Here is a 25636-nt window from a genome sequence, read left to right as displayed (position 1 = left end):
ACCGGGCCCGCGTCACCGAGTTCGCGCCACGGGTTCGCGTCAATGGAGGAAGCATGGATCAGGGCACCGCAGCAGAGCTCTCCGCCATCGCGGTCGAGGCCGCCCGCGCGGTGGGCGACCGGCTCCGGGGGGCGTTCAGGTCGCGTCCCGCGGTCGAGACCAAGAAAGACTTCCACGATCCGGTGACCGAGCACGACCACGCCGCGGAGGAGACCATCCGGGAGATCATCGGCAGGCGCGTCCCGGGCAGCACGATCATCGGCGAGGAGGGCGGCAGCAGGGGCTCCGGCGAGATCCGCTGGTACGTCGACCCGATCGACGGGACCGCGAACTTCGCCGCCGGGCTGCCGTTCTTCTGCGTGTCGATCGCCGCCGCCGTCGGGGACGAGGTGGTCGCCGGGGTGGTGTACGACCCGGTGCGCGACGACGAGTTCCGGGCCGACCTGGGCGGGGCCTGGTGCAACGGCGTGCCGCTGCGCAGTTCCGGCGCCGCGAGTGACCGGGAGGGGGTGCTGCTGACCAGCTATCCCACCCCCTGGGAGCTGGCCGAGGTCGGCGAGGAGGCGTTGCGCCGGTTCGGCAGGATGGTGGAGGCGTTCGCCTCCACGCGCCGTCCCGGCAGCACCGCGCTCAAGCTGGCGCACGTCGCGGGAGGGTGGGCGGACGTCGCCTACGGCAGCGGGGTCAGCCCGTGGGACATGGCGGCAGGGTCGCTGCTGGTCCGCCAGGCGGGCGGCGTCTTCATCCCGCTGGACGGGTCGATCTTCGAGCCCGGCGGTTACCTCGCCCACGTCGGGGGCTTCGACCTGGCGGGGTCGGTCATGAGCGACCTGCTCCTCCGCGACCGCCCGGCCTGAGCGCCGGTGAGCCGGGCAGGGACGAGCGGGGCCTGGACGAGGTCCGGACGGGGTCTGGACAGGGCCGGGCGGGCATGGGCAGGCGGGGACGGGTGCGGGCGGGTGCGGGCGGGCACGGATCCGGGAAGAGGCTCGGGCCGGTTCGTGCGAGACGGCGCCGGTCCGTGTGGAAGACTCTCGCACAGGCGGACCCAGCGTGTCGGCCACCGCATTACCTATTGATCCTGTAGGAAATACAGGTAAAATGATTGTCTCGCCGTACGAAGGAGCCGCCATGAGCCTGGAGCCGGAGGCCGAGAGCCCGCTGGCCGCCGCTGTCGGGGCCGCGCGCTGGATCCGTTCGGCGGCGGTGGACGACGAGCGGGGGCGCCACTGGCAGGCGAACCCCGATCCCCGGGGCCGGGCCGCGATGCCCGACCACCCCCTGTCGCTGTACTCGGGGGCGGCCGGGATCATCCTGTTCTTCCTGGAGCTCGCCGCCGCCACCGGAGACGACGGCTACCTCGACGACGCCAGGGCCGGGGCCCGCTACCTCAGCGCCACCTGGCGCGAGCAGGCCGACCTCTCCCTCCACCACGGCCTGGCCGGGGTGATGTTCGCCCTGGCCGAGGCCGGGTGGGCCACCGGGGAGGGGGCCTTCGAGGTCGAGGCGGGCGCCGTCGCCGACCGCATCGTGCGCAGCGCCCGTCCCATCGACGGCGGGCTGGGCTGGACCGGCGACCCCGCGCAGCGGGGCGACGGCGGGATCATCCTCGGCCTGCTGCACGCCGCGGGCATCCTGGGGGTGCCCGCCTACCAGGAGGTCGCGGTCGAGGCCGGTGCCCGCATCGCCACCCTCGTCGTCCCCGGCCACCGCTTCGGCGAGGGCGCCTGCGCGGACCTGCCGCTGGACGCGGTCACCCCGGGCTTCCTGTCGGGGACCGCCGGGACCGCCTTCCTGCTCGCCCGCCTGTACGGCGTGACCGGCGAGAGCAACTTCCTCGGCGCCTCCCGCAGGGGAGCCGACTTCGTCCGCGCGGTCAGCGCGGTGACCGAGCGGTGCGCGCTGGTGCCGCACCACATCCCGCAGGGCCGCGACCTGCACTACCTGGGCTTCTGCTCCGGCTCCGCCGGGGTCGCCCGGATGTTCTACGAGCTGCACCGGGTCTCGGGCGACGCCGGGGACCTCGACTGGGCCGAGCGGCTGGCCAGGGGCATCGTCCGCAGCGGCGCCCCCGCCAGCCAGAGCGGCGGGTTCTGGAACTCCGCCTGCCAGTGCTGCGGCACCGCCGGTCTGGTGGAGCTGTTCGTCGGGCTCTGGGCGGCGACCGGCCATCGCCGGCACCTGGAGTTCGCCCGCACGCTGGGGGAGAACCTGACCGGCCGGGCCACCGCCCACGACGGCAGGGGAACCCGCTGGTACCAGGCCTACCGCAGGCTGCGCCCCTGGGAGGTCACCGCCGACACCGGCTACATGGTCGGCGCGGCGGGGGTCGGGGCCGCTCTCCTGCACCTGGACGCCACCGCCCGCCCGCAGGAGGCCCGGCGGCTCGTCCTGCCCCCCGACAACCCGTTCCCGGCCATCCCGCTGCCGAGTGCGACGCTCCGCCGGTCCTGACGGTCCCGGACGATCGTGAAAGGCACGTCGCCGGTGGGCCGGCCGGTCGTCACCGGCGAGCGTGACGGGTGTGGCGCGAGGGCCGCGCCGTCCCGTACGGGAGCGGTACGAGCCGCCGTGATCCGGCGGCGCGGGAGAGCGCGACGCGAGGGCCGCGGAGGCCCGCCGCGCCCGTGCACGTTCCCGCAGCGTGTACGGTCGGGCATCGAGGCCTCCACCGGGCCCGGTGCCACGGACACGTCCCCGGCGCCGACCCGGCACCCCGGACCGTGTCACCCCCGGTACGCCCGCTCGTGCCGATCCGGTCGTGGAGAGTGGCGGCCACCGGTGCCCCTCGCGCCGGAGAAACCAAGGACGATATGCCCTTTGGCCGTCAAGGGGTGACAAAGCTCGTGATGACGATTGGTGATTCTCCGTGAGTGCTACCCAAGGCTTACCTAATCTCGGTGTCGTGACAATCGAGGATTTCCTTCCCGACCCCAACCGTTCCACCGTCGCGATCGAACCGGCTCAGCCGGGTGCCGGCCACTGGGCCGGTGCCCCGAGCGCCGTGGCGAGCGACGGCCTGATCTACCTCGCCTACCGGCTGCGCCGCCCCGTCGGCGAGGGCCGGGGTTACGCCGTCGCCGTCGCCCGCTCCACCGACGGTGAGCGGTTCGAGACCCTGCTCACGATCGGCAGGGAGGAGATGGACACCGAGTCGCTGGAGCGCCCCACCCTGGTCCGTACGCCGGAGGGGCGCTGGAGGCTCTACCTCAGCTGCGCCACCTACGACACCAAGCACTGGCGGGTCGAGGTGCTGGAGGCCGACGACCCGTCCGGCTTCCGGGCCTCGCAGCGCCGGGTCGTGCTGCCCGGCGACCCGAAGACCGGTGTCAAGGACCCGGTGATCGTGGTGCGCGAGGGCGTGTGGCACCTGTGGGCCTCCTGCCACCCGCTGGACGAGGCCGACGAGGCCGACCAGATGGTGACCGACTACGCCACCAGCGCCGACGGCATCGAGTGGACCTGGCAGGGCACCGCGCTCAGCGGCCGTCCCGGCGTCTGGGACGCCCGGGGCGCGCGGGTGGCGGCGGTCCGCTTCCTCGACGACAAGGTGGTGGCCTTCTACGACGGCCGGGCCACCGCGTCGGAGAACTACGAGGAGAAGACCGGCGTCGCGGTCGGCGCCGACCCCGCCGAGCTCACCCCGCTCGGCACCGAGCCCGTCGGGGTCTCGCCGTACGAGGGTGGCGGCCTGCGTTACCTGGACATCGTGGACCTGCCGGGCGGCGGGCGGCGGCTCTACTACGAGTACACCCGCGCGGACGGGGCGCACGAGCTCCGCACCGAACTGCGCTGATCACGGGCCCCCGGCGCGCACGAATCCCGCGCCGGGGCGGCCGAGGTCCCGGGTGCGCGCCGTCGTGCCCGGGACCGGCTCGGCCGGGCCCGGGATCGTCCGGTTCGCGGTCGCGCCGGGGACCGCTCCCGGCCAGGTCCCGGCCAGGTCCCGGTTAGGCCTGGGGGCGGCCGTTGCGGGCCTGGCGCTGGCCGTCGGGGCGGACGCCCACCAGGCCGCCGGAGCGCTCACGGGGCAGGAGCCAGTCGCTGAAGTCCTCCCCGGTCATCCTCTGCAGCAGCGCCACGTCCTCGGTGAAGTAGGAGATCAGCTTCTCCCGCTGGTCCCAGGTCAGCGGCTGGCGGGAGCGGGCCCGCTCCTGCAGCCTGCGCTCCAGCGGGTCGGTCAGCGCCACGCTCACCCGCGAGGGCAGGAACCGGCCCACGGACGACCCCACGCGCAGCGCCCGCGACAGCACCCGGTGCCCCCGGGTGGGCTCGGGGTGGGCGGTCACGTTCTCCCGGGGGACCTCGGTGACCACGCCGGTCTCCACCCCGAGGAAGCGGCAGATCCGGTCGAGGGTCTCGGCGGGGCGGTCGACCAGGTCGCGGTAGCGGTAGACGAGCACCTGCTCGCGGGGGAAGAGGGTGAACAGGTGCCGGAGCTGCTCACCGTACTTGCCGAGCCCGCGGTAGTGCCAGAACGGGGCCCAGCCCGCCTTGATCCGCCGCTCCTCCTCGGCGCAGGCCCGCACCACGTCGCCGATCGGTTCGAGCCCGGCCGACCACAGGTGCGTCCAGTTGGAGTGGGCGCGCTCCACCGGGTCGCGCAGCACCACGATGAGCCTGGCATCGGGGATGGCCTCCCTGATCCGCCGCTGCGCCGCCAGATCGTAGAGATAGAACGGGGTGGACTCGCCGGTGAGCGTTCCCGGCGGTGCCGCGTCGAACAGGGCCTCGTAGTCCTCGCGTCTCCAGACGTGTTCGCGGTAGGTCTGCGCGTCGCCCGGTCCTCCCCTGGTCGGCGGAGGGCCGTCGCTGAGGAAGAACTTCGGCTCCTTCACCGGGGACATGAACAGTCCCGGGTGCCGGGCCAGCGCGGCGTGCAGAGCGGTGGTCCCGGACTTGGGGGCACCGATCGTGAGGAAATTCGGCAGGGGCATCGTTACTACCCTTAATCCCTACTATGATTATTGGTAAATATAGCCCCTTCTCCGGCGAAGGCAAGCGCCAGGCTGTGCGATCGCCGTGATCCAAAGGGCTTCCCGGGGGCTTCCCGGGTACGGGGATTCCAGTCGTCGGCGCCTATCTCCAGGTCGTGGACGTGAAGGGTGTTGTCCCGTTCAGTGAACGCTGAGTTCTTTTCCTCTATTTCATGGCCGAGGATGAGTTTTGTCGCGTTGTGAATAAATATGGTACTCGTGCCGTATTTCGGATGCGGTGCCGCTCGCAGATCGTCGTCCGCGCGTCCCCGTGCCCCGGAGCGGCCGGTCTCCTCTCCCCACGTCCCCGCGACGCCGTGACGTGCCCGGTCGTGCGCGTCTTTTCGCGCCGCGCCGAGAACGCCCGGGTGGGCGGCGCCGATGTGGCGGCGGGCCGTATCGTCGCGGCGCGCCGACGATCGGTGAAAGTCCCGATGACGGCGTACGCGAATGTCATGGTGCGAAGGCGGACCCGGGCGGGTGTGGAACGTTACCGCGATTGCATAAGTCTTAATGTCACGACAAATCATTGACATGTAGGTAATGCGTTGGTTACAAACCAGGGGCGAGGGAGATCCGGCGAGGCGACGCGCGGAGGTACCGATGAAGTGGACGACAGGGCTGGTCGCGGTGGCCGTGCTGGGCCTTTCCGCACTGACCGGCTGTTCGGCGGGACAGGCCGGGGGGCAGTCCTCGGGAGAGCCCGCCCCCGCGGCGAGCGGCCCCGCCCCGGCGGCCGGTGGCGGCACCTTCGCCGTCGTCACCCACGCGAGCGCGGGGGACGCCTTCTGGGACGTGGTCAAGAACGGCGCCGAGGCGGCAGGGAAACGCTACGGCGTCACCGTGACCTACCAGGGCGACGGCGACCCGGCCAGGCAGTCCCAGCTCATCGACCAGGCCGTCAGCCAGAAGGTCGACGGCCTGGTGGTCTCCATGGCCAACCCGGACGCCCTGAAGGAGTCCGTCGGCAAGGCCGTGACCGCCGGGATCCCGGTGATCACCATCAACTCCGGCGGCGACGTCTCCCGGGAGTTCGGCGCGGTCACCCACGTCGGCCAGTCGGAGGACGTGGCGGGCCGGGGCGCGGGGGAGAAGCTCAAGGCCGAGGGGGTCACCAAGCTGCTCTGCGTGATCCACGAGGCCGGGAACGTCGGTCTCGACCAGCGCTGCAACGGCGCGACCCAGGGGCTGGGCGGCACCGTCGAACGGCTCCAGGTGGACGTGAGCAACCTCGCCGACGCCACCTCCAAGATCAAGGCGAGGCTCCAGTCGGACACCTCGCTCGACGGCGTGCTCACCCTGAACCCCTCGGTGGCCGTCGCCGCCCGCGACGCCATCGCCGACGGCGGCTCGAAGGCGAGACTGGGCACCTTCGACCTGTCGGCCGACGTGGTCGCCGCCATCGAGGACGGCGAGATCCTGTTCGCGGTCGACCAGCAGCAGTACCTGCAGGGCTGGCTGCCGATCACGTTCCTCACCCTCCACAAGGAGAACCTGAACACCGTCGGAGGGGGGCTCCCGGTCAACACCGGCCCCGGCTTCGTCACCAAGGACAACGCCGCGAAGGTGGCGCAGCTGGCCGAGAGCGGAACCCGGTGACGGTGGCGGACGAGCGGCTGGCCGGGACCGGGGTCGCCCGCAGGCTGCTGATCAGGCCGGAACTCGGCGCCGTCGTCGGCGCCCTCGTGGTCTTCGCGTTCTTCGCGGGCCAGTCGGAGGTCTTCCGCTCGGTCGAGGGCGTGGCCAACTGGCTGGACCCGGCCTCCACCCTCGGGATCATGGCGGTGGCGATCGCGCTGCTGATGATCGGCGGCGAGTTCGACCTGTCGGCCGGGGTGCTCACCGGCACCGTCGGCCTGGTGACGGTGATCCTCGCCACCCGCTACGACCTGCCGGTGTGGGGCGCCATGCTCGCGGCCCTGGCCGTGGCGCTACTCGTCGGCTTCCTCAACGGGCTGGTCGTGGTCCGCACCGGGTTGCCCAGCTTCATCGTCACCCTCGCCACGTTCCTGATGCTCCAGGGCGTCAACCTGGGCGTCACCAAGGCCCTCACCGGGACCGTGCAGGTCGGCGGCCTGCGCAGGGCCGAGGGGTACGAGGAGGTGAGGGCGGTGCTGGCCGGGACGATCCCGGTCGGCGGGACCGACTTCCGGGTGGCGATCCTGTGGTGGCTCGCCGTCACCGCGCTGGCCACCTGGGTGCTCACCAGGACCAGGGCCGGAAACTGGATCTTCGCGGTCGGCGGCGACGAGCGGGCCGCCCGCGCGGTCGGGGTTCCCGCCGAACGAACGAAGATCGCGCTTTTCATGACCACCGCCGTCGCCGCCTGGCTGGTCGGCTCGATCATGGCGCTGCGCTTCACCTCGGTGCAGGCGGGCTCCGGCGTCGGCCAGGAGTTCGTCTACATCATCGCGGCGGTCATCGGGGGCTGCCTGCTGACCGGCGGCTACGGCTCCGCGATCGGCGCCTCCGTCGGCGCGGTGATCTTCGGCATGGCGGACAAGGGCATCGTCTTCGCCGGTTGGGACGCCGACTGGTTCACGTTCTTCCTCGGCGCGATGCTGCTGCTGGCCACGCTCGCCAACCGGTTCGTCCGGCGGTACGCGGAGGAGGTGAAGCGGTGAGAGGAGGTGAAGCGGTGACGGGAGACGAGACCGGGGACGAGACCGCAACGGGCCGTGACGCCGTGACCGGAGACAAGGCCGGGACGGGTCGCGAGGCGGTGACCGGGGACGAGACCGTGAAGGGCCGCGAGGAAGCGGTGGCGGAGGGCGGGACGGTGGCGGGGGGCGGGACGGACGTCCCGCCCCTGCTGGAGGTTCGCGACGTGGGCAAGACGTTCGGCGGCGTGATCGCGCTGCGCGACGTCTCCATGCGGGTGCGCGCGGGGGAGGTGAGCTGCGTCCTCGGCGACAACGGCGCGGGCAAGTCCACGCTGATCAAGATCCTCTCGGGCATGCACGCCCCCGACTCCGGCTCGTACCTGGTGGACGGCGCCCCGGCCGCCTTCGCCAGCCCCCGTGACGCCCTCGACAGGGGCATCGCCACCGTCTACCAGGACCTGGCGATGATCCCGCTGATGTCGGTGTGGCGGAACTTCTTCCTCGGCTCCGAGCCGGTGCTCGGGCGCGGGCCGCTGCGCCGCTTCGACGTGGCGGGCGCGAAGCGGACGGTCCGCGAGGAGTTGCGCTCCATGGGCATCGACATCCGCGACGTCGACCAGCCCGTCGGCACCCTGTCCGGCGGCGAGCGCCAGTCCGTGGCCATCGCCCGCGCGGTCCACTTCGGCGCCCGCGTCCTCATCCTGGACGAGCCCACCTCCGCCCTGGGCGTCAAGCAGGCCGGTGTCGTCCTGCGCTACATCGCCCAGGCACGCGACCGGGGCCTGGGGGTCGTCTTCATCACCCACAACCCGCACCACGCCCACCCGATCGGCGACCGCTTCCTGCTGCTGAACCGGGGGGCGAGCCTCGGCGAGTACGCCAAGGCGGACATCACCCCCGAGGAGCTCACCTCCCTGATGGCGGGGGGCGCCGAGCTGGAGCAGCTCGCCCACGAGCTGAGCCGGGGCGGCCCTCCGGCCGGACAGGCGCCGCCGCCACCCCAGTGAACCGGGCGTACCGGATGAAGAACACCGCCACCCCCGTGAGCCGGACGAGCCGTTCAGAACCGGCCGGGCCGCTCAGAAGTCGAAGGACTCCACGTGGATGCGGCGGCCGGGGACGCCCGCGCGGCGCAGGGCGTGGCGTGCCGCGACCGTCATCCCGGCGGGACCGCACAGGTAGACGTCGTGGACGGCCAGGCCGGGGATCAGCGTCCGCAGGGCACGCCCGGTCAGCGGCACGTTCCGCTTGCCGGACGACCCGGTCAGCTCGTCCACGGTGTAGTGGATCGTGGCGCCGCGCGCGGCGGCGATGGCGTCCAGCTCGTGGCGGAGGATCAGCTCCTCGTCGCGGCGCGCCATGTAGACCAGCGTCACCTCGCCGGGCAGCGTCTCGAAGAGCGCGCGCAGCGGGCTGATGCCCACGCCGCCGCCCACCAGCAGCACCTGGGGCCTGCGGCGCCGCGCGGCGGTGAGGGCCCCGTAGGGACCCTCGGCCCACACGCGGGTGCCGGGCCGCAGTCCGGCCAGCGCGCGGCTGTGGTCGCCGACGCCCTTGACGGTGATCCGCAGGAAGCGGGCGTTGGCGGGCGCCGACAGCGAGTAGGGGTTGGCCGTCCACCACATGCCGGGGGCCAGGAACCGCCACCGGAAGAACTGGCCGGGTTCGGCGCCCAGCTCGTTCAGGTGCTCGCCGGTCAGGTAGACCGACACCACGGCGGACGACTCCCGGCGGACCTCGGCGACCCGGAGGTCGTGGCGCAGGGCGCGGTGGACGGGGGTGAGGAAGCGGTACCAGACCAGCAGGACGGCGACGGACACGTACAGCGCGTACCAGAACACGCTCATCACGGCGTCGCCGGCGAAGTCCGGCCCGGTGAGCTGGTGGCCGAACCCGAGGAAGACGGCCCCGTAGGTGACGAAGTGCAGATAATGCCAGGTCTCGTACCCCATCCGGCGCCGCACCTCGCGCACCGAGATGACCGCGACGCCGATCAGCACCAGGAGGGCGACCAGCGCCTCCATCATGGCCGGGCCGTCCAGGATCAGTCCCGCGACCGCCTCCGGCACGCCCGCGCCGGACCTTCCCACGTGGGCCGCGACGGCGAACAGCATGTGGGCCACCGACAGGACGACGGTGGCGCGGCCGCCCGCCGCGTGCCAGCGGGCCAGCCGGTCGGTCCCCACCCCGCGGTCCAGCGCGGGAACGCGGGCCATCAGCCCCAGCAGGACCGCGCAGGCGTAGCCCGCGAGCAGGCCGGTGAGCCTGCCCGCCCAGGCCAGCGCGTCGGTGAACCCGGAGACCGAGGCCAGGTCCGCCCAGCACGTCGCGGTCGCCGCGACGGTTCCGGCGTAGATCAGGGCGAGGACGAGGGACGGCCGCGCCCGGCGCGCGGGCGGGCGGACCGGGACCCTGCGCCGCCGCGTGCGCGTGCCCGTGCCGGAACGTGCACGCGTGTCGGAGCGGGTGTGTGCGCGCGTACCGGAGTGCGGGGGCGGGCCGGAGCTCGGGTGCGCGCCGGGATGCGTGCCGGGCTGAGGGGGCGGGCCGGAGCTCGGGTGCGCGCCGGGGTGCGTACCGGAGTGCGGGGGCGTGCCGGGGCGCGGATGCGTGCCGGAGTCGGGGGCGGGGGCGGCGCCTCTCACGGCTCCAGCCGGGTGAGCTGGTCGCCGTGGGTTCTCTCCAGGGCGACGGCGAACGCCTTGGTCTCCTGGTCGGCGCCCGCCTTCTGCTCGCTCTTCGCGACCAGGACGGACTGCGTGAGGTACTCGCGCGCGTCCTTGGTGAAGAGCTTGTCGAACGCGGCGCCGTCGGCCCGCTCCAGGGCCGCGAAGTCGTCGGGAATCACCATGCCCGGTATGTCATGCCCCTCGTGCTCGTTGCTCTCCGGCACCCCGGACCGCCGCAGCAGGTCGCGCAGCTTCCGGAGCGTCGTACGGCGATCGGCGACGTTCTCCGTGGCGAATCGCGTTATCTCCGGGTTCGAGGTCTTGCCGGGGGCCAGTTCCAGCAGGCGTACCGCCTGCTCGGTCATCGGGATCATCAGTTGCAGCCACGCGATGTCGGTCCTGTTGAAGGAGCCCGACGCGCTTCCGGTCGGTGTGGGGAGCGCGGCGGGAGCGCTTCGCGACGGCGGGTGGTTCGCGGCCGAATGGGTCTGGGGCTCGGCCGCGACACATCGCGAGACCAGCAGGACGGTGAGCACGACGAGTACCGAAGCCCCGATCGTGGACGCCTTCATGCCGTTCCTCCGCTCGCCGTTCCGTGGTGAGGCGAGGCCCGGTATGCCGGGCCTCGCCCCGTTCAGGTCAGACGGTACGCTTCCGCCCGAAGGCGGTCACCTGCCGTCTCAAAGGGCGTCGCCGGCGCCCACCCGGCGATCGGGCGGGATACGGGGGCGGGAGCGCGAACACCGTCGCCGTGCACGGCGGAACCCCGTTGAACAGGACATATAGTCCTGTAACGGTGTCACCGCGCGCGTTCCCGATGCCATCGTCGCGAGCCTCCTTCGCCGTACGCCCGGCGCCGGGCGTGTTCTGCTCCTGCACAGGAGACGGGCGGGGGAACGGGCGACAACAGAAACCCGGAAAAAGAGCCGAGAAAATTTTCGTTGTCGATCTGACCTGCCGCCGGTCTCCGTGGAGGGGGCTCGTTGGTCTTCCGCTATGTGGAGTTATGGAGAGAATCGTCCCTGCCCGGCGCATGGTGCGGCCCGGGGGAAGACGGACCGGGGGCGACGGACCGTGGACGACGACAGGAAGCGGAGTGCGATGCTCGGAACCGGTAGGGGCGGACCCGATACGGCGATGGTGACCGCCGCGCGTGACGGGGACCAGCGGGCGCTGGACGCCCTGGTGGCCGACTCCCTCCCGCTCGTCTACAACATCGTCGGCCGGGCGCTGAACGGTCACACAGACGTCGACGACGTGGTCCAGGAGACCTTCCTGCGGGTCGTCCGCGCCCTGCCCGACCTGCGGGACCCGCAGGCGTACCGGTCCTGGCTGGTGGCCATCGCCGTCCGCCAGGTGCGTGACCACGAGCAGGACCGCAGGACCACCCAGCACCGCAGGGCCGACCTCGACAGCGCCGAGGAGGTGCCCGACCCCGCCTCCGACTTCGCCGCCGTGACCATCCTGCGGCTCGGGCTCACCGACCAGCGCCGCGAGGTCGCCGAGGCCACCCGCTGGCTGGACGGCGACGACCAGGCGCTGCTCGCCCTGTGGTGGCTGGAGGAGACCGGCGAGCTCGACCGCTCCGACCTCGCCGGAGCCCTCGGCCTGTCGGGACGCCACGCCGCCGTACGCGTCCAGCGGATGAAGGAGCAGGTCCAGACGGGACGCGCCATCGTGCGGGCGTTGCGCTCCGGCTCCGGCTGCGCCGAGCTGAGCGCCCTCACCGCGAACTGGAACGGCGTCCCCAGCCCGCTGTGGCGCAAGCGCTTCGCCCGGCACATCCGCGACTGCGCCGTCTGCCAGGGGCGCACGGCGGGCATGCTGCCCATCGACCGCCTGCTCAGCGGGCTGCCGCTGCTGCCGCTGCCGATCGGCTTCGCCCTGCACCACCTGCACGCCGTTCCCCCCGCCGTCGAGGCGGTGGCGCACGCCACCTCCTGGGGCGCCTCCCACGGTGCCCACGCCCTGGAGACGACGCGGCCGGGCCTGCTGGCCTCGCTGCCCCCCGCCCCGGTCACGATCGGCGGCGCGGCGGCCGTCGTCGTCACGGGCGTGCTGATCTTCGGTCAGCTCACGGCCCCCGCTCCCGCCCCCGAGCCCGCCCCGCCGCTGGCCGTGCCCACGCGGACGGCCGAGCCCGCACCGGTACGGACGCCGTCGGCGAGCGCCACGCCCGAGCCGTCCCGGTCCCCGTCCCCCACCCCCAGCCGCAAGAAGGCCACCCCCACCCCCACGCCGACCCGGACGAGGACGACGCCGCCCCCCGCCTCCGTCGTGAGCTCCCCCAGGAAGGGGGTGGGCGTGTGGAAGATGCCCGGTCTCAGCAGCGCCTTCGCGAAGTCCGGCGCGAGCTGGTACTACACCTGGTCCACGCGTCGCGAGGGCGTCACCGGCCCCAGGGCGGACGGGTTCGTCCCGATGATCTGGGGCTCGGGCAGCGTCACCCCGGAGAACCTCGCCCAGGCCAGGAGCGCCGGGCCCTACCTGCTCGCCTTCAACGAGCCCGACCTGCCCCAGCAGGCCAACATGAGCGTGGAGGAGGCGCTGACGCACTGGCCGAAACTCATGTCCGCGGGCCGCGTGCTCAGCAGCCCCTCCGTCGCGTTCGGCGCCGACACCCCGGGCGGCTGGCTGGACCGCTTCATGACCGGGGCGAAGGAACGGGACTACCGCGTCGACTTCATCGCGCTGCACTGGTACGGGGCCGACTTCCGCACCCAGCCCGCGGTGAGCCAGCTCAAGTCGTACGTCCAGAACGTGTACAAGCGCTACCGCAAGCCGATCTGGCTCACCGAGTACGCCCTGATCGACTTCTCCAACGGCACCCGATACGCCAGCGACGCCCAGCAGGCCGCGTTCGTCACCGCCTCCACCAGGATGCTGGCCACCCTGCCGTACGTGCGGCGCTACGCCTGGTTCGGCCTGCCGTCCTCGCAGACCGAGCCCAACAGCGGGCTGTTCCGCCACGACGGGACCGTCACCCGCGCGGGCCGCGCCTTCCAGGCGGCCCGCTGACCGTGCCGTCCCGGGGCGGCCGGCGGGTGGATAGCCTTGCTGGGTGCCCGACCCGTACCTGACTCCGCAGGACACCATGGAACACGAGATCGAGATCAGGCGCTCCCGGTTCCTGTGCGCGGTCGGCCCGGCCTCCTCCGAGGAGGCGGCGCGGGAGTTCGTCGCCACGCGCAGGCGGCTGTACGGCGACGCCACCCACAACTGCTCGGCGTACGTGATCGGCGGCGACCGCCTGGTCCAGCGGGCCGACGACGACGGCGAGCCCGGCGGCACCGCCGGGACCCCGATGCTGGAGACCCTGCTGCGCCGGGGCGTCGCCGACGCGGTGGCGGTGGTCACCCGCTACTTCGGCGGGGTGAAGCTCGGCGCCGGGGGCCTGGTCCGCGCGTACGGCTCCTCGGTCGGCAAGACGCTGGACCTCACGCCGCTGGTCGAGATGGTCCCCGCCAGGATCATGACCGTGACCGTGGACCACGTCAGGGCCGGGCGGCTGGAGAACGACCTGCGCGCCTCGCCGTACGAGGTCAGGGAGGTCGTCTACGGCGAGGAGGTCGGCTTCCGCGTCGCGGTGCGCGACCGGGACCTGCCCGGCTTCCCCGGCTGGGTCGCCACGCTGACCGCGGGACAGGCCGGGATCGAGCCGGGCGAGGCTGTCCACCTCAGGGGAGCCTGACCCGCGCCCGGTCCGCGCCGGCTTCGGGGGGAAGCCGGAGGCCTTTCCCCGGGAAGGTCTCGGGCAAGCCCTGCCCCCGGGAACGAAAAATGTGGGATGGGTCACACTCGTCGCGGGACGGCGGTCCCGATCGGCGGTCATGGACACTCGCCCCCGGGCCGCGACGGGTCCTCTCCACGCTCCCGCCGCCCTCGCCCTGACCGCCAGATGCCCTCCTGACGTGCGGGAACATCGGAAAACGTCCGGCCGTCACGGCCGCGCGGCGGGTGGCTGCGGTTTTCCGCAGCCACGCCCTGCGGCGCTCGCCAGGCGAGGCGGGGAGCGTTCCGCATCCACACCGTACGCAGCCCTCCGTAGCCTTGTCCCTATGAGTTCACCGAATGTCGACGGGATCGCCGGATGGGCGATCAACCTTATGGAAACCCTGGGTGCGCCCGGGGCGGGGCTGGCGATCGCACTCGAGAACCTGTTCCCGCCCCTGCCCAGCGAGGTAATCCTGCCGCTGGCCGGGTTCACCGCGAGCAAGGGGAACATGGGGCTGTTCGACGCCGTGCTCTGGACGACCATCGGATCGGTGGTCGGCGCGCTGGCGCTGTACGCGGTCGGCGCCCTGCTGGGCCGGGAGCGCGTGGTGTTCGTCGCCTCCAAACTGCCGCTGGTCAGCGTCTCCGACATCGAGAAGACCGAGGCCTGGTTCGCCAGGCACGGCAGGAAGACCGTCTTCTTCGGGCGGATGATCCCCATCTTCCGCAGCCTCATCTCGATCCCCGCGGGGGTCGAGCGCATGCCGATCATGGTCTTCACGCTCCTCACCACCCTGGGCAGCCTCATCTGGAACACGGCCTTCGTGATGGCGGGGTTCCTGCTCGGTGAGCAGTGGGACCTGGTTGAGAGATACATGGGCGTGGTGTCGAAGGCGGTGCTGGTCGTCGTGGCCCTCGCCGTGGTGGTCTTCATCGTGGTCAGGCTGTCCGACCGGCGCAAGGGCAAGCACCACGCGTAGTCGTGGAGGCGCCGTCAGGGCCCGCCGGGTGCCGGTGGGGTCCGTGCCCGGGTCTCTCGTCCGGGCCGTTCCCCTTCGCTCTCCCGGCGGGCCCTGTCGCGTACCGGCACCCGTGGGCCCGCCGTGCTCCCGCGTTTCCCGGCGGGTCCTCCCGCGTTCGCGACATGGCCGCCGGCGCCCGGAGACGGGGCGGGCCGGTGGGGCCGGGAGGACCGGTGCGGCGGTGCGGCCTCGCCGGTCGACGCCTCAGCCGCCGATCCGGTCGGCGTAGTCGCGGGCGAACCGGGCGAACGTCCGGCCCGGGCGGCCCGTCACGGCGGTGTACGTGGGCGTGGTGTAGTCGCCCCAGCCCGCGTCGTAGGCCCTCATGTACTCCTGGGTGACCTCCGCGTCCCACTCCTTCATCCCGGCCTTCAGCAGCACGGGGTAGGCGTCGTCCGGGTCCATCGGCCGGTAGGTGAGCGGCCTGCCGTACACCTCCGACAGGGTGTCCGTCATGTCCCGCAGCCTGATCGACTTTGGTCCGGTGAGCGTGTAGGTCTCCCCGTGGTGGCGTGCGGGGTCACGGAGCACGACGGCGGCGAAGTCGGCGATGTCCCGCACGTCGATCATGCCGACCCGGCCCTCTCCGGGAGCGCCGTGGAAGGTGTCGCCGTCGACCGAGCCGAGAATGTTCTGCATGAAGTACGCCGGGCGGATGACGGTCCAGCCGAGGCCCGAGGCCGCGAGCTCGATGTCCGACAGGACGTGCAGCCGGCCGTTGCGGGTCGGGGCGTCGTGCCCCGCGCCGATGGCCGACATGCGGACGACGTGCCGCACGCCCGCCCTCTTCGCCGCCGCGAGCGCGTTGCCGCTGGCGTGCGTGGAGTCCGGTCCCATCGCGGTCAGCAGCCACACCGTGTCCACGCCCGCGAAGGCCTGGTCCAGCGTGTCCGGGTGGTGGAGGTCGCCGACCGCCACCTCGACGCCTGACGGGGCCTTGGCCCTGTCGCGTACCAGCACCCGAAGGTCCGCCGTGCCCCGCAGCGAGCGCAGCACCTCTGTGGAGACGGTGCCGTTGGCACCGGTGATCAGGATGGTCATCGTGATGTCCCCTCCTCCATGGAGACGAGTTCGTCGATCAGGGCGAAGAAGGCCTGGATTCCCGGCAGGTTGCCGCCCTTGGCGCGGGAGGCCGCGAAGTCGGCCGGCGAGCGCCACTCCACGATGTCCAGCCATTCGCCGCCGGGCAGCTGGACGAGCCTGGCGCCCAGGAATCCTTCCCGGTCGGCCTGGAAGTCCGCGACCATCCCGCCGCGGGCGGCCAGGAGGTCCGTCGCGTGCTCCGGGGAGACGCGGAACCTGGTGATTTCCACTGTCGTCGTCACACCGCGACGATATGGTCAAAAATATTGATAGTCAAAATCAGTGACTAAATGGGAGGCGTGCGGTGTTGAGGAGCGAGCGCAAGCGGGAGCTGCCCGACCTGGGGATCCTGTCCAGCCGGACGCTGTTCGGCCTGCAGAAGGAGCTGTTCTCCCGGTTGTCGGAGATGGGGCACGCGCGGGTCAGGCCGCGGCACGGGGCCGTGCTGGCCTACCTGGACGTGGAGGGCAGCCGGGCCTCCGACCTGGCCATGCAGTCGGGCCAGCACAAGCAGGTGATCGGCAACCTGGTGGACGAGCTGGTGGCGCTCGGGTACGTGGAGCGGCGTCCGGACCCTGCCGACCGCAGGGCCAAGCTCGTCGTGCCCACCGAACTGGGCCTCGACCACATGGTGAGGTCGGACGCCATCCTCGTCGAGATGGAGGCCGAGCACGCGCGGGCGGTCGGCGAGGAGGCGTACGCGGAGTTCAAGCGGGTCTTCCGGCTGGTCGCCGAGCGGCAGACCGGGACGAGGTGACCGCCGCCCCCGTGGAGCGACGGGCGGTGCCCGGACCGTGGCGGGGCTCCCGGATGTGCACAAATCGGTATCATGGTACCGTAACTCCATGCCGACCGCGTGACGGTCGGCTCGAACCGGAACGCGGGCGGCCGGCAGGGGCCGCGGATCGCACACCGGGCAGTCCCCACACATCCGCCGGGCGCCAGGCGAGCGCCTCCGGCGCGCCCGCGGTCATCGGCACCCGGCTCGCACCGGCTGCGCACAACAAGATCAGGAAGACATTCCCATGCCCCTCCGTTCAAGCTCCCCGCTGCTCTCGTCCGTCAAAGGGCCCGTCCTCTTCCCCGAGGACGACGGTTTCGCCGACGAGGCGTCGGTGTTCAACATGGCCGTCACCCATCGTCCCCACGTGATCATCGGCGCCACCGGCGTCGCGGACGTCCAGGCGGCGGTGAACTTCGCCGCGGAGCGCGACCTCCCCGTCGCGGTCCTCAACACCGGGCACGGCCCCTCCGTGTCCGTCCCCGGAGACGCCGTCATGATCACCACGCGTCGCATGACGGAGGTGAGCATCGACGGCGAGGCGAGGACCGCCCGGGTCGGGGCCGGCGTCCGCTGGGGCCAGGTGGTGCGGGAGGCCGCCAAGGCCGGGCTCGCGCCCCTCGCCGGTTCCTCGCCGCAGGTCGGGGTCGTCGGCTACACGCTCGGCGGCGGGGTGAGCGTCGCGCTGGGACGGGCCTTCGGCTACGCGGCCGACCACGTCCTGGCGATCGACGTCGTGACCGCGGACGGCCTGCTCCGCCACGTCACCCCGGACTCCGACCCGGAGCTGTTCTTCGCCCTGCGCGGCGGGAGGGGCAACTTCGGCGTCGTCACCGCGATGGAGTTCAGCCTGTTCCCGGTCACGGAGCTGTACGCCGGAGCGCTGCAGTTCCCGGGGGAGAGCGCGAGCGCCGTGCTGGGGGCCTACCAGCGGTTCACCGCCACGGCGCCCGACGAGGTGACCTCGTCGATCGTCTTCCTGCGCGCGCCCGACCTGCCGTTCGTCCCCGAGTTCATGCGCGGGAAGCTCACCGTCACCATACGGATCTCCTACGTGGGCCCGGCGCGCGACGGTGAGGCCCTGGTCGCCCCGTTGCGGGCGGCCGCGCCGGTGCTCGTCGACACCGTGACCACGATGCCTGTCGAGGACATCGCCACCATCACCAACGACCCGGCCGAACCGGGCGCCGCCGTGGAGCATTTCACCGTGCTCGACACGTTGCCCCCGGCAGCCGTGGAAGCGATCCTGGAGGTCGCCGGACCGGATTCCGGCACGCGCATCACCATGGTCAACCTGACCCACCTCGGCGGCGCGTTCGCGAAGGCCCCGGAGCGGGCCAACGCGGTGGGACGGCGCGACGCCGCCTTCGCCGCGTTCACACTGACGGCGGTCGCGCCCGGCGACGCCGACGGTCACGAGAACGTGGGCCTGGAACTGATCGACAGGCTCAGCGCGTCCGGAGGCGGCCGCAAGCACCCCGTCTACCTCTCGCCGGCCGACGCCTCCGTCGAGAGCGTGCGCCTGGCGTACGACGAGCCGACCTACGAGCGGCTGCGGGCGGCGAAGACCACCTACGACCCGCGCAACGTGTTCCGCCACAACCACAACATCCCGCCCCTCGAGGTTTGAACCTCGCCAGGCATGAAAGTATGGTACGGCCATGCCTATAGCGAACCGGAAAAGGCGTGCGGGCGGGGAGAAAAGAACTCTCGTCCTGGACGCGGTGATGAACGTGCTCGCCGAACGCGGCTATGAGAACACCCGCTTCGCCGACGTGTCGGCCGCCAGTGGTGTCGCGATCAGCACGCTGCAGAATTACTTCGGTTCGCGTGAGGACATGGTCATCGAGGCCATGGGGCTTTCCGTCGACCGGGAGGTGGCGGCCCTGGAGGCGGTGGCCGTCGCCGAAGGTGATCCATGGGAGCGACTGGTCGCCATGATCGATCGGAGCCTGAACAACTCCGACCGCACGCGGCGGATGCTCGTCGAGTTCTGGCGGTCCGCCATGCGGGACGACGAACTCAACGCGTACAGCACGGAAGTGCAACAGCGCTATCGGGCGCCCTTTCTGGCCGCCGTGCGGGAAGGCGGTGCGCAGGGTGAGTTCACCCTCGCGCATGAGCCCGACGACGTGACGGACCTCCTGATCTCCGCCCTGATCGGGGCCACCGTCTTCCGGGCCCTGCGCCATTCCTCACCGGCTCCCGCCGACCTCCGTGGCGTGCTGCTGGCCCAGCTCCGCCTGATGCTGGGCCTCCACGGCGCGAGCCCCGCGGCTCACCGGTGAGGAGTTCCGCGCGGGTCTCGGCCGCCTGCGGCGGGGAGGAGATTCTCCGCGTACGCCTGACGAACCGCTACGGCCGCCCCCCTGGGGATCAGGGCGAGGCCGACCCGGCGCGCCGCAGGTGACGTGAGCGGGCCAGGTCGTGGGCCGTGCGAAGCAGCTCCCGGACCGCCGGTTCCGTCCGCGGCCCCGGGTTCACCACGGCGAGCCAGCCCAGCGTGCCGTAGACGGGGTGCGCGATCACGGAGTCGGCCGCGCTCGGGTCGGCCTCGCCGACGGCCTCGTCGCGCGGCTGCCGCCCCGTCCAGGTGACGAAGGCGTCCTTCCCCGCGAAGAGGTTCAGGCGGAAGGTGTCCGGACGGTCGAGACGTGAGCGCTCGTCATCCGGGTAGTCCTTCGTCACGATCGTCGCGAAGGGCTGGGTCGTCTTCGGGACCTCGCCGTCGGGCGCGTAGTAGAAGAACGAGTCGCCCCAGCTGATCTCCGGCGAACCGTCGCCGCGTACCGGCCGCAGGAGCAGGACCCCGTCGAGGCCGGCGAGGAATTCGGTGATCTCGTCGATACTCATGTGTTGTAGCGTGTCATTCAGGTGGTTGTGGAGGCTTTGCCGCCCAAACTCCGAGGTGGGCGGGTGCGAAGTCTCAAGTCAGGAAATCTGCGGACGGTCGACGTCGCGCGGCACGCCGGGTGCTCCGTCCAGCAGGTGCGCAATCTGGAGCGCGACGGCGTGCTGCCCCCGGTGGCGCGCACCGGCACCGGATACCGGATCTACGGCGAGGCGCATCTGCGTTCCGTGCTGGCCTACCGGGCTCTCGCGGCCGGCGCGGGACCGGTCGAGGCCAGGAGGATCATGCGTGCGGCGCACGCGTACCCCGCCTCCGACCTGCTCGCCCTGCTCGACGCGGCGCACGCCCGGCTCGACGCGGAGCGGCGGGAGCTCGGGCTCGCCCGGGAGGCCGCCGCGACGATCTCCGGGGAGTCGATCGGCGACGTGCGGCCCTCGGACGTGATGAGCGTCTCCGAGCTCGCCGTCGCGCTCGGCGTGCGCCCCTCGACGTTGCGGCACTGGGACGCGGAAGGTCTCGTCGTGCCCCGGCGGGCCGCGCCGGGAGGGCCGCGACGATACTTCCCGGACGACGTCCGCGACGCGCGGATCGTCCAGCAGCTGCGCCTGGCCGGCTACCGCGTCGCCCCGCTCAGGGCCCTCATGCCCGAGCTGCGGCGCACCCGCCGCTGGGAGGAGGTGACGGCCGCGCTGGCCGCCCGCGACGAGAGCGTCGCCGACCGGTCCAGAGCCCTCCTCGACGGGGCCGCCGCGCTCAGCGCGTTGATCGCGCCGGCGACGGGGGCTTCCCGGGAGGCCGCCGTGGACGTACGGGCGCTACGGGCCTGAGTCCCGGCTTCCCGGCTTCCCGCCTTCCCGGCTTCCCGCCTTCCCGGCTTCCCGCCTTCCCGGCTTCCAGGCGGGATGTGGTTTTCCGGGAGGGTGTGGTTTTCCGCAGCCCCGAAGCGGCCATGTGCCGCATTCCGCTCAGGTCCCGGTCGTTTGTAGCCTCTGGAGCATGTCGGATGGTCTGACCGGACTGATGGAAGGCCCCGGGGCGCCGAGCCGGCCGGGCGGTGAGGGCGGCGCGCGTCCCGTCGCCGAGGGGCTGCGGCTGCTGCGCGCGGTGGTCCTCGGGGCGGTCACCGCCCTGCTCGGAGCCGTGTTCCTGCTGCTCACGCTGCCGTTCGCCCGTCGTCCGGCCGTGCGGAGGGCGGCCCGGCGGCTCGCGATCCTCGAGGCCCGCCGCCTGCGTCTCGATCCCGCCGCCCTCCACCTCGACGCGGGTCGCCCGGACGGGTGGGAGTCGCGCTACCTGGCGGCCAGGGTGCCGGTGGGCGTGCTCGGCGGCCTGGTGGTCCTCCTGCTCGTCCTCGGTGCCGGGACGGCCGCCGTCATCGCCTGGTCCTGGGGGAGGGGCCTGCCGTTCGACGGCATGGCGCCGAGCCTGCCGCTGTTCGCCTACCTTCTCCTGGTGGGCGTCGTCCTGCTGTTCCTGGACCTGTCGGGCCTGGTGGGAGTGCACGCGCTGGAGCGGCGGCTGGCCGTGCGCATGCTCGGGCCCGACCCCACCGAGGCGCTGCGGCGCCGCATCGCCGAGCTGGCCGAGAGCCGCGCGGGCGCGCTGGCGGCCGTCGACTCCGAGCGGCGCAGGATCGAGCGGGACCTGCACGACGGGCTGCAGCAGCGGCTGGTGGCGCTGTCGATGCTGGTCGGGCGGGCGCGCAGGGGACGCTCCGAACTGCTCGCGCAGGCGCACGAGGAGGCGCAGCAGGCGCTGGCCGAGCTTCGCGAGGTGGCCTGGCGGGTCTACCCGTCGGGACTGGACTCCCTCGGGCTCGCCAACGCGCTGGCCGGGGTGGCCGAGCGCTCCGGCGTCCCGGTCAAGGTCGTCTGCGAGCTGTCCGGACGGCCGCCGACGGCGGTGGAGACGGCGTCGTACTTCGTGGTCAGCGAGGCGGTGACCAACGCGGCCAAGCACGCCCACGCCACCGCGATCACCGTCGAGGTCCGCGAACGCGGCACAATGGTCGTCGTGTGCGTACGGGACGACGGTGTGGGCGGGGCGAGCGCGGCGGGCGGGGGCCTGTCGGGCCTGGCCAGGAGGGTGGCCGCGCTGGACGGCCGCTTCGGCGTCGACAGCCCGCCCGGCGGGCCCACCACGATCACCGCGGAGCTCCCGTGCGCGTGATCCTCGCCGAGGACTCGACCCTGCTGCGCGAGGGGCTGGTCCGGCTGCTGCTGGAGGAGGGCCACGAGGTCCCGGCCGCGGTCGGCGACGGCGAGGCGCTCGTCGCCGCGGTCGCCGAGCACCGGCCCGACGTCGTGGTCGCCGACGTGCGGATGCCGCCGACCCACACCGACGAGGGGCTGCGGGCGGTGCTGGAGATCCGGCGCCGCCACCCGGGCACGCGCGTGCTGGTCCTGTCGCAGTACGTCGAGAAGCGCTACGCCACCGAGCTGATGACCGGCGACGTGGACGGGGTGGGCTACCTGCTCAAGGACCGGGTGGCCCAGGTCGCCGACTTCCTCGACGCGCTCGACCGCGTCGGCGCCGGGGGAGCGGCCTTCGACCCCGAGGTGGTACGCCAGCTCCTGGCCAGGACCACCCACGCCGACCCGCTGAGCCGCCTCACCCCCCGCGAGCGCGAGGTCCTCGACCACATGGCCCAGGGCCTCACCAACGCCTCCACCGCCGAGCGGCTGCACGTCTCCCAGAGCGCCGTCGAGAAACACGTCAACGCCATCTTCGACAAGCTCGGCCTGCTGCACGTCACCGGCTACAGCCGCCGGGTCCTGGCGGTACTGCGCTACCTCGGCTCCTGAGCCCGGGGTCCGGTCTCAGGCGACCCTGATGTCTATTTGCGGGGAGTGCTTCGGATCCATCCAGCGCAGCACCCGCAGCAGTTTGTCGACCGGCAGGCTGACGCAGCCACTGGTGGGCCCGCCGTTGCTGACGTGGAGGAAGATCGCGCTACCCAGGTGGGGTGTGCGCTTCTCGGTGTTGTAGGCGATCACGGCGCCGTAGTCGTAGGCCGGGGGGTTCATCATGTCCTCGGGAGTGACCCCCGGATCGGCGTGGCGGGCGTCCACCCAGGTGTTGTAGAGGGGACTGGCGGAATCGTCGTTCCATTTGTCGTGGGAGAGCGCCTGGCGGTAGGGGAACTTCACACCGGGATCGGGCTTGGCCCCGAACATGAAGTCGAACCCGTACGTACCGGACGGGGTGCGCCCGTCGCCCTCCCGCTTCTGGCCCGGCGGGGCGATGCCACTCTCGCCGACGTTCGCCGTCCATGGCCCGTACGTCTTCACCCAGCGGCCGTTCTTCGCGGTGTAGGCCACCAGCGTGGCGGTGCTCTTCTCGTAGGCGTCGGCCGTCACGGTGATGAGCTGCCGTCCCGGCGAGGGGGGTGGCAGGGCGGTGGAGGCGGAGGCGGCACGGGCACCGAAGGACCCGCTGAGAGCCATGACGAGTGCGAGCAGGGCGGCGCTCACGAGGGAGGCCGTTCTCAGGTCCGCGGGCGATCTCCGGTCAACGTTGTCCATACGTGCAGGTTAACCAGGTCGGAGGCGTGCTCGGTGTGGCTGATGGCCAGGTCAGAGCCTTGATCATGTTGGATGCGCCGCTCGCGCCGGACGTTCTCGGCCGCGTCGTGCGCATGGCCGCGGCGTGTTTTTTGCCGTGTCGCGCGGTGACGCCGGCCCCGGTTCGTGCCCGGCCGGGGCTCACCGGCCGGCGGTCCCGTGCCGCTGAAACGGCCGCCGGTGGCTTCCGCCGTGGGCACGGCGCCGGGAGATCTCAGCCGGCTTCCGCTATGGCACGGCGCCGGGAGATCTCGGCGCGAAGGCGTCACTTTCCGTTCTGGGAGAAGTGCTGGTAGTCCTTCGAGGTCGACCATGATCCGCCCCAGCTCCAGCCGATCTTCCTGAACGCGCGAACCACGTCGTCACCGGGGTTGATGACCCCTGGCCGGTCCAGGGGGCGCCGGACGTAGCCCTTCGCGTTCGGGGGATCGACGGTGCCGCCCGGATAGGGATGGATGTAGGGGTTCTCCCGGGTGTTGACATCGATCGCCAGGCCGTAGGCGTGTTGCGACCAGCTGCCGCTGGTCCCGACGCGCCGGCAGTTGAAGCCCGAGGTGTTGTCCGCCGCCATGGAGGCGTCGTCGCTGCCCTTGTAGGCTTCCACCGGCTGCATCCGCCGGATGGGAAAGCGCTGACCGTACAGCTCCCTGAAGACCGAGACGACCTGGCCGGCCACCGATTTGTTGATCACCATCTTTCCCGTATGGGGCCTGCCGTCGAAGCCCCAGTGGGTCATGCTGATCATCCTGAGGTCGTCGGGTCCCACCGGGCATCCCCGACGCCAGGAATGGCGGAGCTGGCCCGGGGAGACCGGCGTCACCGTGGCGGTGAACGCCTGTGGCGTGCCCGGGGAAGGGGTCACCGGCGGGGACGCCGCGACCGTCACCGCGGCGATGCCCGTCACGCAGAGCAGGGTGAGTGCCGCCGCAGCCGACGTGTGGCGTTGAATGAATGCCATCTCCCCAGACTAGGACCCTCCGTCTGCCTGCTCTCATCGCTACCCCGCCCTGACGAGATGCCGGGAACCGGGCGGTAACGGGAGTACGTGGCCGGCTCGTGCCGGTGGCGATCTCGCCGAGCGTGCGGCACGCGACCGCCGCTGTGGGGCCGGCGGGCTCGCGTTCGACGGTGCCCGTGGTTAAGCCGGGTGTAGCCAGTTCAGGGCGGTGAGGCTTTTGGTGAGGTATTTGTCCTGTCCTGTCTCGATCCCGTAGGCCATGTCCTCCAGGACGCCGCACCTGGCGTAGAAGGCGGCGCGGGCACTGATCTCCTCGGCCCGGTGGGCGTCCGTCCGGTAGTTCCGCAGGGCGCTGTGGAGCGCGGCGGGGCCGAGGTCGCGGTAGAGGAGACCGAAGTCACGGGCCGGATCGCAGATCGCGGCGTCGCTCCAGTCGATGACGCCGGTCACCGTCCACGAGGCGGGGTCGACAAGAACGTGTTCGATCCCCAGGTCGTTGTGGGAGAACGCCAGGGCGTGTTCGTCGGCGGGCGGCGGTGCGTCGAGGAACGCCTCGACGGCGGGGCGGTGCGCCGCAGGAACCTGTGCGGCGATCGTGGCGTAGGTCTGGGCGGCCTCCTCGAGCCAGAGCGCGGCCGGCTGGTCGTCGACGTCCACCAGCTCGGCCATCCGGCCGGCCGGGGTCCTGTGCAGGGCGGTCAGCACCTCGCCGAGCCTGCCGCCGATCGGGGCGCCGTGCGCCGATCGCCGCGAGAGCGGCAGGTCGATCAGCGGCAGGCCGGGGAGTTTGAGATAGGCCAGGCAGCCCTGCTCGGCGGCGGTGAAGCTCGGGCGCGGGACGGGCAGCGGCGAGATGCCGGCGACGGCGGCGAGCAGGCGGACCTCGCAGCCGACGCGGGCCGCCCGCGTCGCCGGATCGGGATGTTTGCCGAAGCGGACGATCAGCTCCTCGTTCACCTCGAACGCGATGTTGTCCTCGCCCTCGCCGAGCGGCACCACTGAGTCGATCCGGTAGCCGGGCAGGTGCGAGGCCACGACGCCGCGTACGACCTCAGCATGATCATCACTCTGGCTGTCCATGGCAGGACTGTAGGGCGCGGTCCCCGCCGCGTCCACGGCTCTCCCGGAGGCCCGGTCCGCCTGCTTTTCGGTTGTGGTGGTGTGACTTCTGGGGCGCAGGTTACGGATGTCCCTTACATCCCGCTGTTGCGGCGGCTTCCCCGGCGTCCGCTCGGTCGAAAAGGGGCTGACCGAAAAGTGACATTAACCCAAAAGTGCAATTCGCGACCGTTGGGCGATTTGAATAGACCATCCAGGTGAGAGGCTATAGCCAACCTCTTATGAGGTTGATACTATTCGTCCGCTTAGCTTACGCATGCATGATCTTTTGCCCCGGGGACCTGAGGTCGGCTGCGT

24 protein-coding genes are annotated in these 25636 nt (G+C 72.0%); 15 read left to right on the top strand and 9 right to left on the bottom strand.

Features of this window, described 5'->3' with window-relative positions:
• The first annotated feature begins 53 nt into the window (after window positions 1-53).
• The 3 genes from ACFYWM_RS09050 (at window position 54) to ACFYWM_RS09040 (ending at window position 3796) form a co-directional block, all read left to right on the top strand.
• On the top strand, window positions 54-857 hold the full coding sequence (locus tag ACFYWM_RS09050) for an inositol monophosphatase family protein (RefSeq protein ID WP_389910967.1): 804 nt from the start codon (window positions 54-56) through the stop codon (window positions 855-857).
• Window positions 858-1131: 274 nt separating this feature from the next.
• On the top strand, window positions 1132-2454 hold the full coding sequence (locus ACFYWM_RS09045) for a lanthionine synthetase LanC family protein (protein WP_389910964.1): 1323 nt from the start codon (window positions 1132-1134) through the stop codon (window positions 2452-2454).
• Between the two features lie 451 nt (window positions 2455-2905).
• Window positions 2906-3796: a hypothetical protein gene (locus ACFYWM_RS09040; protein ID WP_389910961.1), complete on the top strand. Its 891-nt coding sequence runs from the start codon at window positions 2906-2908 to the stop codon at window positions 3794-3796.
• A 154-nt stretch (window positions 3797-3950) separates the two neighbouring features.
• On the opposite strand, the gene ACFYWM_RS09035 is transcribed toward ACFYWM_RS09040, so the two are convergent.
• Window positions 3951-4937 (bottom strand): sulfotransferase family protein, encoded by a 987-nt coding sequence (locus tag ACFYWM_RS09035; protein WP_389910958.1) that lies wholly within the window; start codon window positions 4935-4937, stop codon window positions 3951-3953.
• 642 nt (window positions 4938-5579) lie between these two features.
• Between ACFYWM_RS09035 and ACFYWM_RS09030 the strand changes: the two genes are divergently transcribed.
• The 3 genes from ACFYWM_RS09030 to ACFYWM_RS09020 all read left to right on the top strand — a co-directional run bounded on the left by ACFYWM_RS09030 (window position 5580) and on the right by ACFYWM_RS09020 (window position 8586).
• Entirely contained in the window at window positions 5580-6575 is a 996-nt protein-coding gene (locus tag ACFYWM_RS09030; RefSeq protein ID WP_389910955.1) for a sugar ABC transporter substrate-binding protein, read from the top strand.
• Window positions 6572-7600, top strand: a complete 1029-nt coding sequence (locus ACFYWM_RS09025; RefSeq protein ID WP_389910952.1) for an ABC transporter permease — start codon at window positions 6572-6574, stop codon at window positions 7598-7600. The genes ACFYWM_RS09030 and ACFYWM_RS09025 overlap by 4 nt, the downstream gene beginning before the upstream one ends.
• A 155-nt stretch (window positions 7601-7755) precedes the next feature.
• Window positions 7756-8586 (top strand): ATP-binding cassette domain-containing protein, encoded by an 831-nt coding sequence (locus ACFYWM_RS09020; protein ID WP_389911128.1) that lies wholly within the window; start codon window positions 7756-7758, stop codon window positions 8584-8586.
• 72 nt (window positions 8587-8658) lie between these two features.
• On the opposite strand, the gene ACFYWM_RS09015 is transcribed toward ACFYWM_RS09020, so the two are convergent.
• Window positions 8659-10224, bottom strand: coding sequence for a ferric reductase-like transmembrane domain-containing protein (locus ACFYWM_RS09015; RefSeq protein WP_389910949.1), 1566 nt, complete (start codon window positions 10222-10224; stop codon window positions 8659-8661).
• Window positions 10221-10820, bottom strand: coding sequence for a DUF305 domain-containing protein (locus ACFYWM_RS09010; protein ID WP_389910946.1), 600 nt, complete (start codon window positions 10818-10820; stop codon window positions 10221-10223). Before ACFYWM_RS09010 ends, ACFYWM_RS09015 begins: the two co-directional genes overlap by 4 nt.
• Before the next feature lie 565 nt (window positions 10821-11385).
• On the opposite strand from ACFYWM_RS09010, the gene ACFYWM_RS09005 reads away from it, so the two are divergent.
• From ACFYWM_RS09005 to ACFYWM_RS08995, 3 genes are all read left to right on the top strand, one after another.
• Complete coding sequence (locus ACFYWM_RS09005; RefSeq protein ID WP_389910943.1) at window positions 11386-13266, top strand: sigma-70 family RNA polymerase sigma factor; 1881 nt, start codon at window positions 11386-11388, stop codon at window positions 13264-13266.
• Window positions 13267-13309: 43 nt separating this feature from the next.
• The gene (locus ACFYWM_RS09000; RefSeq protein WP_389910941.1) at window positions 13310-13939 is read left to right on the top strand and encodes a YigZ family protein; all 630 of its coding nucleotides are present in this window, start codon (window positions 13310-13312) and stop codon (window positions 13937-13939) included.
• A 367-nt stretch (window positions 13940-14306) separates the two neighbouring features.
• Window positions 14307-14942 (top strand): DedA family protein, encoded by a 636-nt coding sequence (locus tag ACFYWM_RS08995; protein WP_389910938.1) that lies wholly within the window; start codon window positions 14307-14309, stop codon window positions 14940-14942.
• 246 nt (window positions 14943-15188) lie between these two features.
• Here ACFYWM_RS08995 and ACFYWM_RS08990 read toward each other — a convergent pair whose 3' ends face one another.
• Both ACFYWM_RS08990 and ACFYWM_RS08985 read right to left on the bottom strand, forming a co-directional pair.
• Complete coding sequence (locus tag ACFYWM_RS08990; protein ID WP_389910935.1) at window positions 15189-16025, bottom strand: NAD(P)H-binding protein; 837 nt, start codon at window positions 16023-16025, stop codon at window positions 15189-15191.
• Entirely contained in the window at window positions 16022-16309 is a 288-nt protein-coding gene (locus ACFYWM_RS08985) for an antibiotic biosynthesis monooxygenase family protein (RefSeq protein WP_389910932.1), read from the bottom strand. Before ACFYWM_RS08985 ends, ACFYWM_RS08990 begins: the two co-directional genes overlap by 4 nt.
• A gap of 62 nt (window positions 16310-16371) precedes the next feature.
• Between ACFYWM_RS08985 and ACFYWM_RS08980 the strand changes: the two genes are divergently transcribed.
• From ACFYWM_RS08980 to ACFYWM_RS08970, 3 genes are all read left to right on the top strand, one after another.
• A complete protein-coding gene (locus tag ACFYWM_RS08980; protein ID WP_389910929.1) occupies window positions 16372-16824 on the top strand; it encodes a MarR family winged helix-turn-helix transcriptional regulator in 453 nt (150 codons plus the stop codon).
• A 268-nt stretch (window positions 16825-17092) separates the two neighbouring features.
• Window positions 17093-18478, top strand: a complete 1386-nt coding sequence (locus ACFYWM_RS08975; protein ID WP_389910926.1) for an FAD-binding protein — start codon at window positions 17093-17095, stop codon at window positions 18476-18478.
• 97 nt (window positions 18479-18575) lie between these two features.
• Window positions 18576-19136: a TetR/AcrR family transcriptional regulator gene (locus ACFYWM_RS08970; RefSeq protein WP_389910923.1), complete on the top strand. Its 561-nt coding sequence runs from the start codon at window positions 18576-18578 to the stop codon at window positions 19134-19136.
• A gap of 88 nt (window positions 19137-19224) precedes the next feature.
• On the opposite strand, the gene ACFYWM_RS08965 is transcribed toward ACFYWM_RS08970, so the two are convergent.
• Window positions 19225-19701, bottom strand: a complete 477-nt coding sequence (locus tag ACFYWM_RS08965) for a DUF6194 family protein (RefSeq protein ID WP_389910920.1) — start codon at window positions 19699-19701, stop codon at window positions 19225-19227.
• Window positions 19702-19764: 63 nt separating this feature from the next.
• On the opposite strand from ACFYWM_RS08965, the gene ACFYWM_RS08960 reads away from it, so the two are divergent.
• The 3 genes from ACFYWM_RS08960 (at window position 19765) to ACFYWM_RS08950 (ending at window position 22503) form a co-directional block, all read left to right on the top strand.
• Entirely contained in the window at window positions 19765-20526 is a 762-nt protein-coding gene (locus tag ACFYWM_RS08960; RefSeq protein ID WP_389910917.1) for a MerR family transcriptional regulator, read from the top strand.
• A gap of 169 nt (window positions 20527-20695) precedes the next feature.
• Window positions 20696-21868 (top strand): sensor histidine kinase, encoded by a 1173-nt coding sequence (locus ACFYWM_RS08955; RefSeq protein WP_389910913.1) that lies wholly within the window; start codon window positions 20696-20698, stop codon window positions 21866-21868.
• On the top strand, window positions 21859-22503 hold the full coding sequence (locus ACFYWM_RS08950; RefSeq protein ID WP_389910910.1) for a response regulator: 645 nt from the start codon (window positions 21859-21861) through the stop codon (window positions 22501-22503). The genes ACFYWM_RS08955 and ACFYWM_RS08950 overlap by 10 nt, the downstream gene beginning before the upstream one ends.
• 15 nt (window positions 22504-22518) lie before the next feature.
• Here the strand turns inward: ACFYWM_RS08950 and ACFYWM_RS08945 are convergent, their stop codons facing one another.
• The 3 genes from ACFYWM_RS08945 to ACFYWM_RS08935 all read right to left on the bottom strand — a co-directional run bounded on the left by ACFYWM_RS08945 (window position 22519) and on the right by ACFYWM_RS08935 (window position 25300).
• Window positions 22519-23223 (bottom strand): L,D-transpeptidase, encoded by a 705-nt coding sequence (locus ACFYWM_RS08945; protein ID WP_389910908.1) that lies wholly within the window; start codon window positions 23221-23223, stop codon window positions 22519-22521.
• Window positions 23224-23527: 304 nt separating this feature from the next.
• On the bottom strand, window positions 23528-24220 hold the full coding sequence (locus ACFYWM_RS08940) for a M15 family metallopeptidase (RefSeq protein WP_389910905.1): 693 nt from the start codon (window positions 24218-24220) through the stop codon (window positions 23528-23530).
• Window positions 24221-24400: 180 nt separating this feature from the next.
• Complete coding sequence (locus ACFYWM_RS08935) at window positions 24401-25300, bottom strand: phosphotransferase family protein (RefSeq protein WP_389910902.1); 900 nt, start codon at window positions 25298-25300, stop codon at window positions 24401-24403.
• Window positions 25301-25636: the final 336 nt, after the last annotated feature.

Source organism: Streptosporangium sp. NPDC002721 (genome assembly GCF_042888905.1).
In the GTDB taxonomy this organism is placed as follows: Bacteria; Actinomycetota; Actinomycetes; order Streptosporangiales; family Streptosporangiaceae; genus Streptosporangium.
Note: the sequence above shows the minus strand (reverse complement) of the source record. Positions and strands in the feature narration are given on the sequence as shown.

Bases quoted from the DNA above. Each gene is read 5' to 3' on its own strand.
- ACFYWM_RS08970 (WP_389910923.1), top strand. From the start codon at position 18,576: ATGAACGTGCTCGCCGAACGCGGCTATGAGAACACCCGCTTCGCCGAC.
- ACFYWM_RS08975 (WP_389910926.1), top strand. From the start codon at position 17,093: ATGCCCCTCCGTTCAAGCTCCCCGCTGCTCTCGTCCGTCAAAGGGCCC.
- ACFYWM_RS09030 (WP_389910955.1), top strand. From the start codon at position 5,580: ATGAAGTGGACGACAGGGCTGGTCGCGGTGGCCGTGCTGGGCCTTTCC.
- ACFYWM_RS09045 (WP_389910964.1), top strand. From the start codon at position 1,132: ATGAGCCTGGAGCCGGAGGCCGAGAGCCCGCTGGCCGCCGCTGTCGGG.
- ACFYWM_RS08965 (WP_389910920.1), bottom strand. From the start codon at position 19,701: ATGAGTATCGACGAGATCACCGAATTCCTCGCCGGCCTCGACGGGGTC.
- ACFYWM_RS08935 (WP_389910902.1), bottom strand. From the start codon at position 25,300: ATGGACAGCCAGAGTGATGATCATGCTGAGGTCGTACGCGGCGTCGTG.
- ACFYWM_RS08940 (WP_389910905.1), bottom strand. From the start codon at position 24,220: ATGGCATTCATTCAACGCCACACGTCGGCTGCGGCGGCACTCACCCTG.
- ACFYWM_RS09050 (WP_389910967.1), top strand. From the start codon at position 54: ATGGATCAGGGCACCGCAGCAGAGCTCTCCGCCATCGCGGTCGAGGCC.
- ACFYWM_RS08995 (WP_389910938.1), top strand. From the start codon at position 14,307: ATGAGTTCACCGAATGTCGACGGGATCGCCGGATGGGCGATCAACCTT.
- ACFYWM_RS09010 (WP_389910946.1), bottom strand. From the start codon at position 10,820: ATGAAGGCGTCCACGATCGGGGCTTCGGTACTCGTCGTGCTCACCGTC.
- ACFYWM_RS09035 (WP_389910958.1), bottom strand. From the start codon at position 4,937: ATGCCCCTGCCGAATTTCCTCACGATCGGTGCCCCCAAGTCCGGGACC.
- ACFYWM_RS08955 (WP_389910913.1), top strand. From the start codon at position 20,696: ATGTCGGATGGTCTGACCGGACTGATGGAAGGCCCCGGGGCGCCGAGC.
- ACFYWM_RS08945 (WP_389910908.1), bottom strand. From the start codon at position 23,223: ATGGACAACGTTGACCGGAGATCGCCCGCGGACCTGAGAACGGCCTCC.
- ACFYWM_RS08990 (WP_389910935.1), bottom strand. From the start codon at position 16,025: ATGACCATCCTGATCACCGGTGCCAACGGCACCGTCTCCACAGAGGTG.
- ACFYWM_RS09005 (WP_389910943.1), top strand. From the start codon at position 11,386: ATGGTGACCGCCGCGCGTGACGGGGACCAGCGGGCGCTGGACGCCCTG.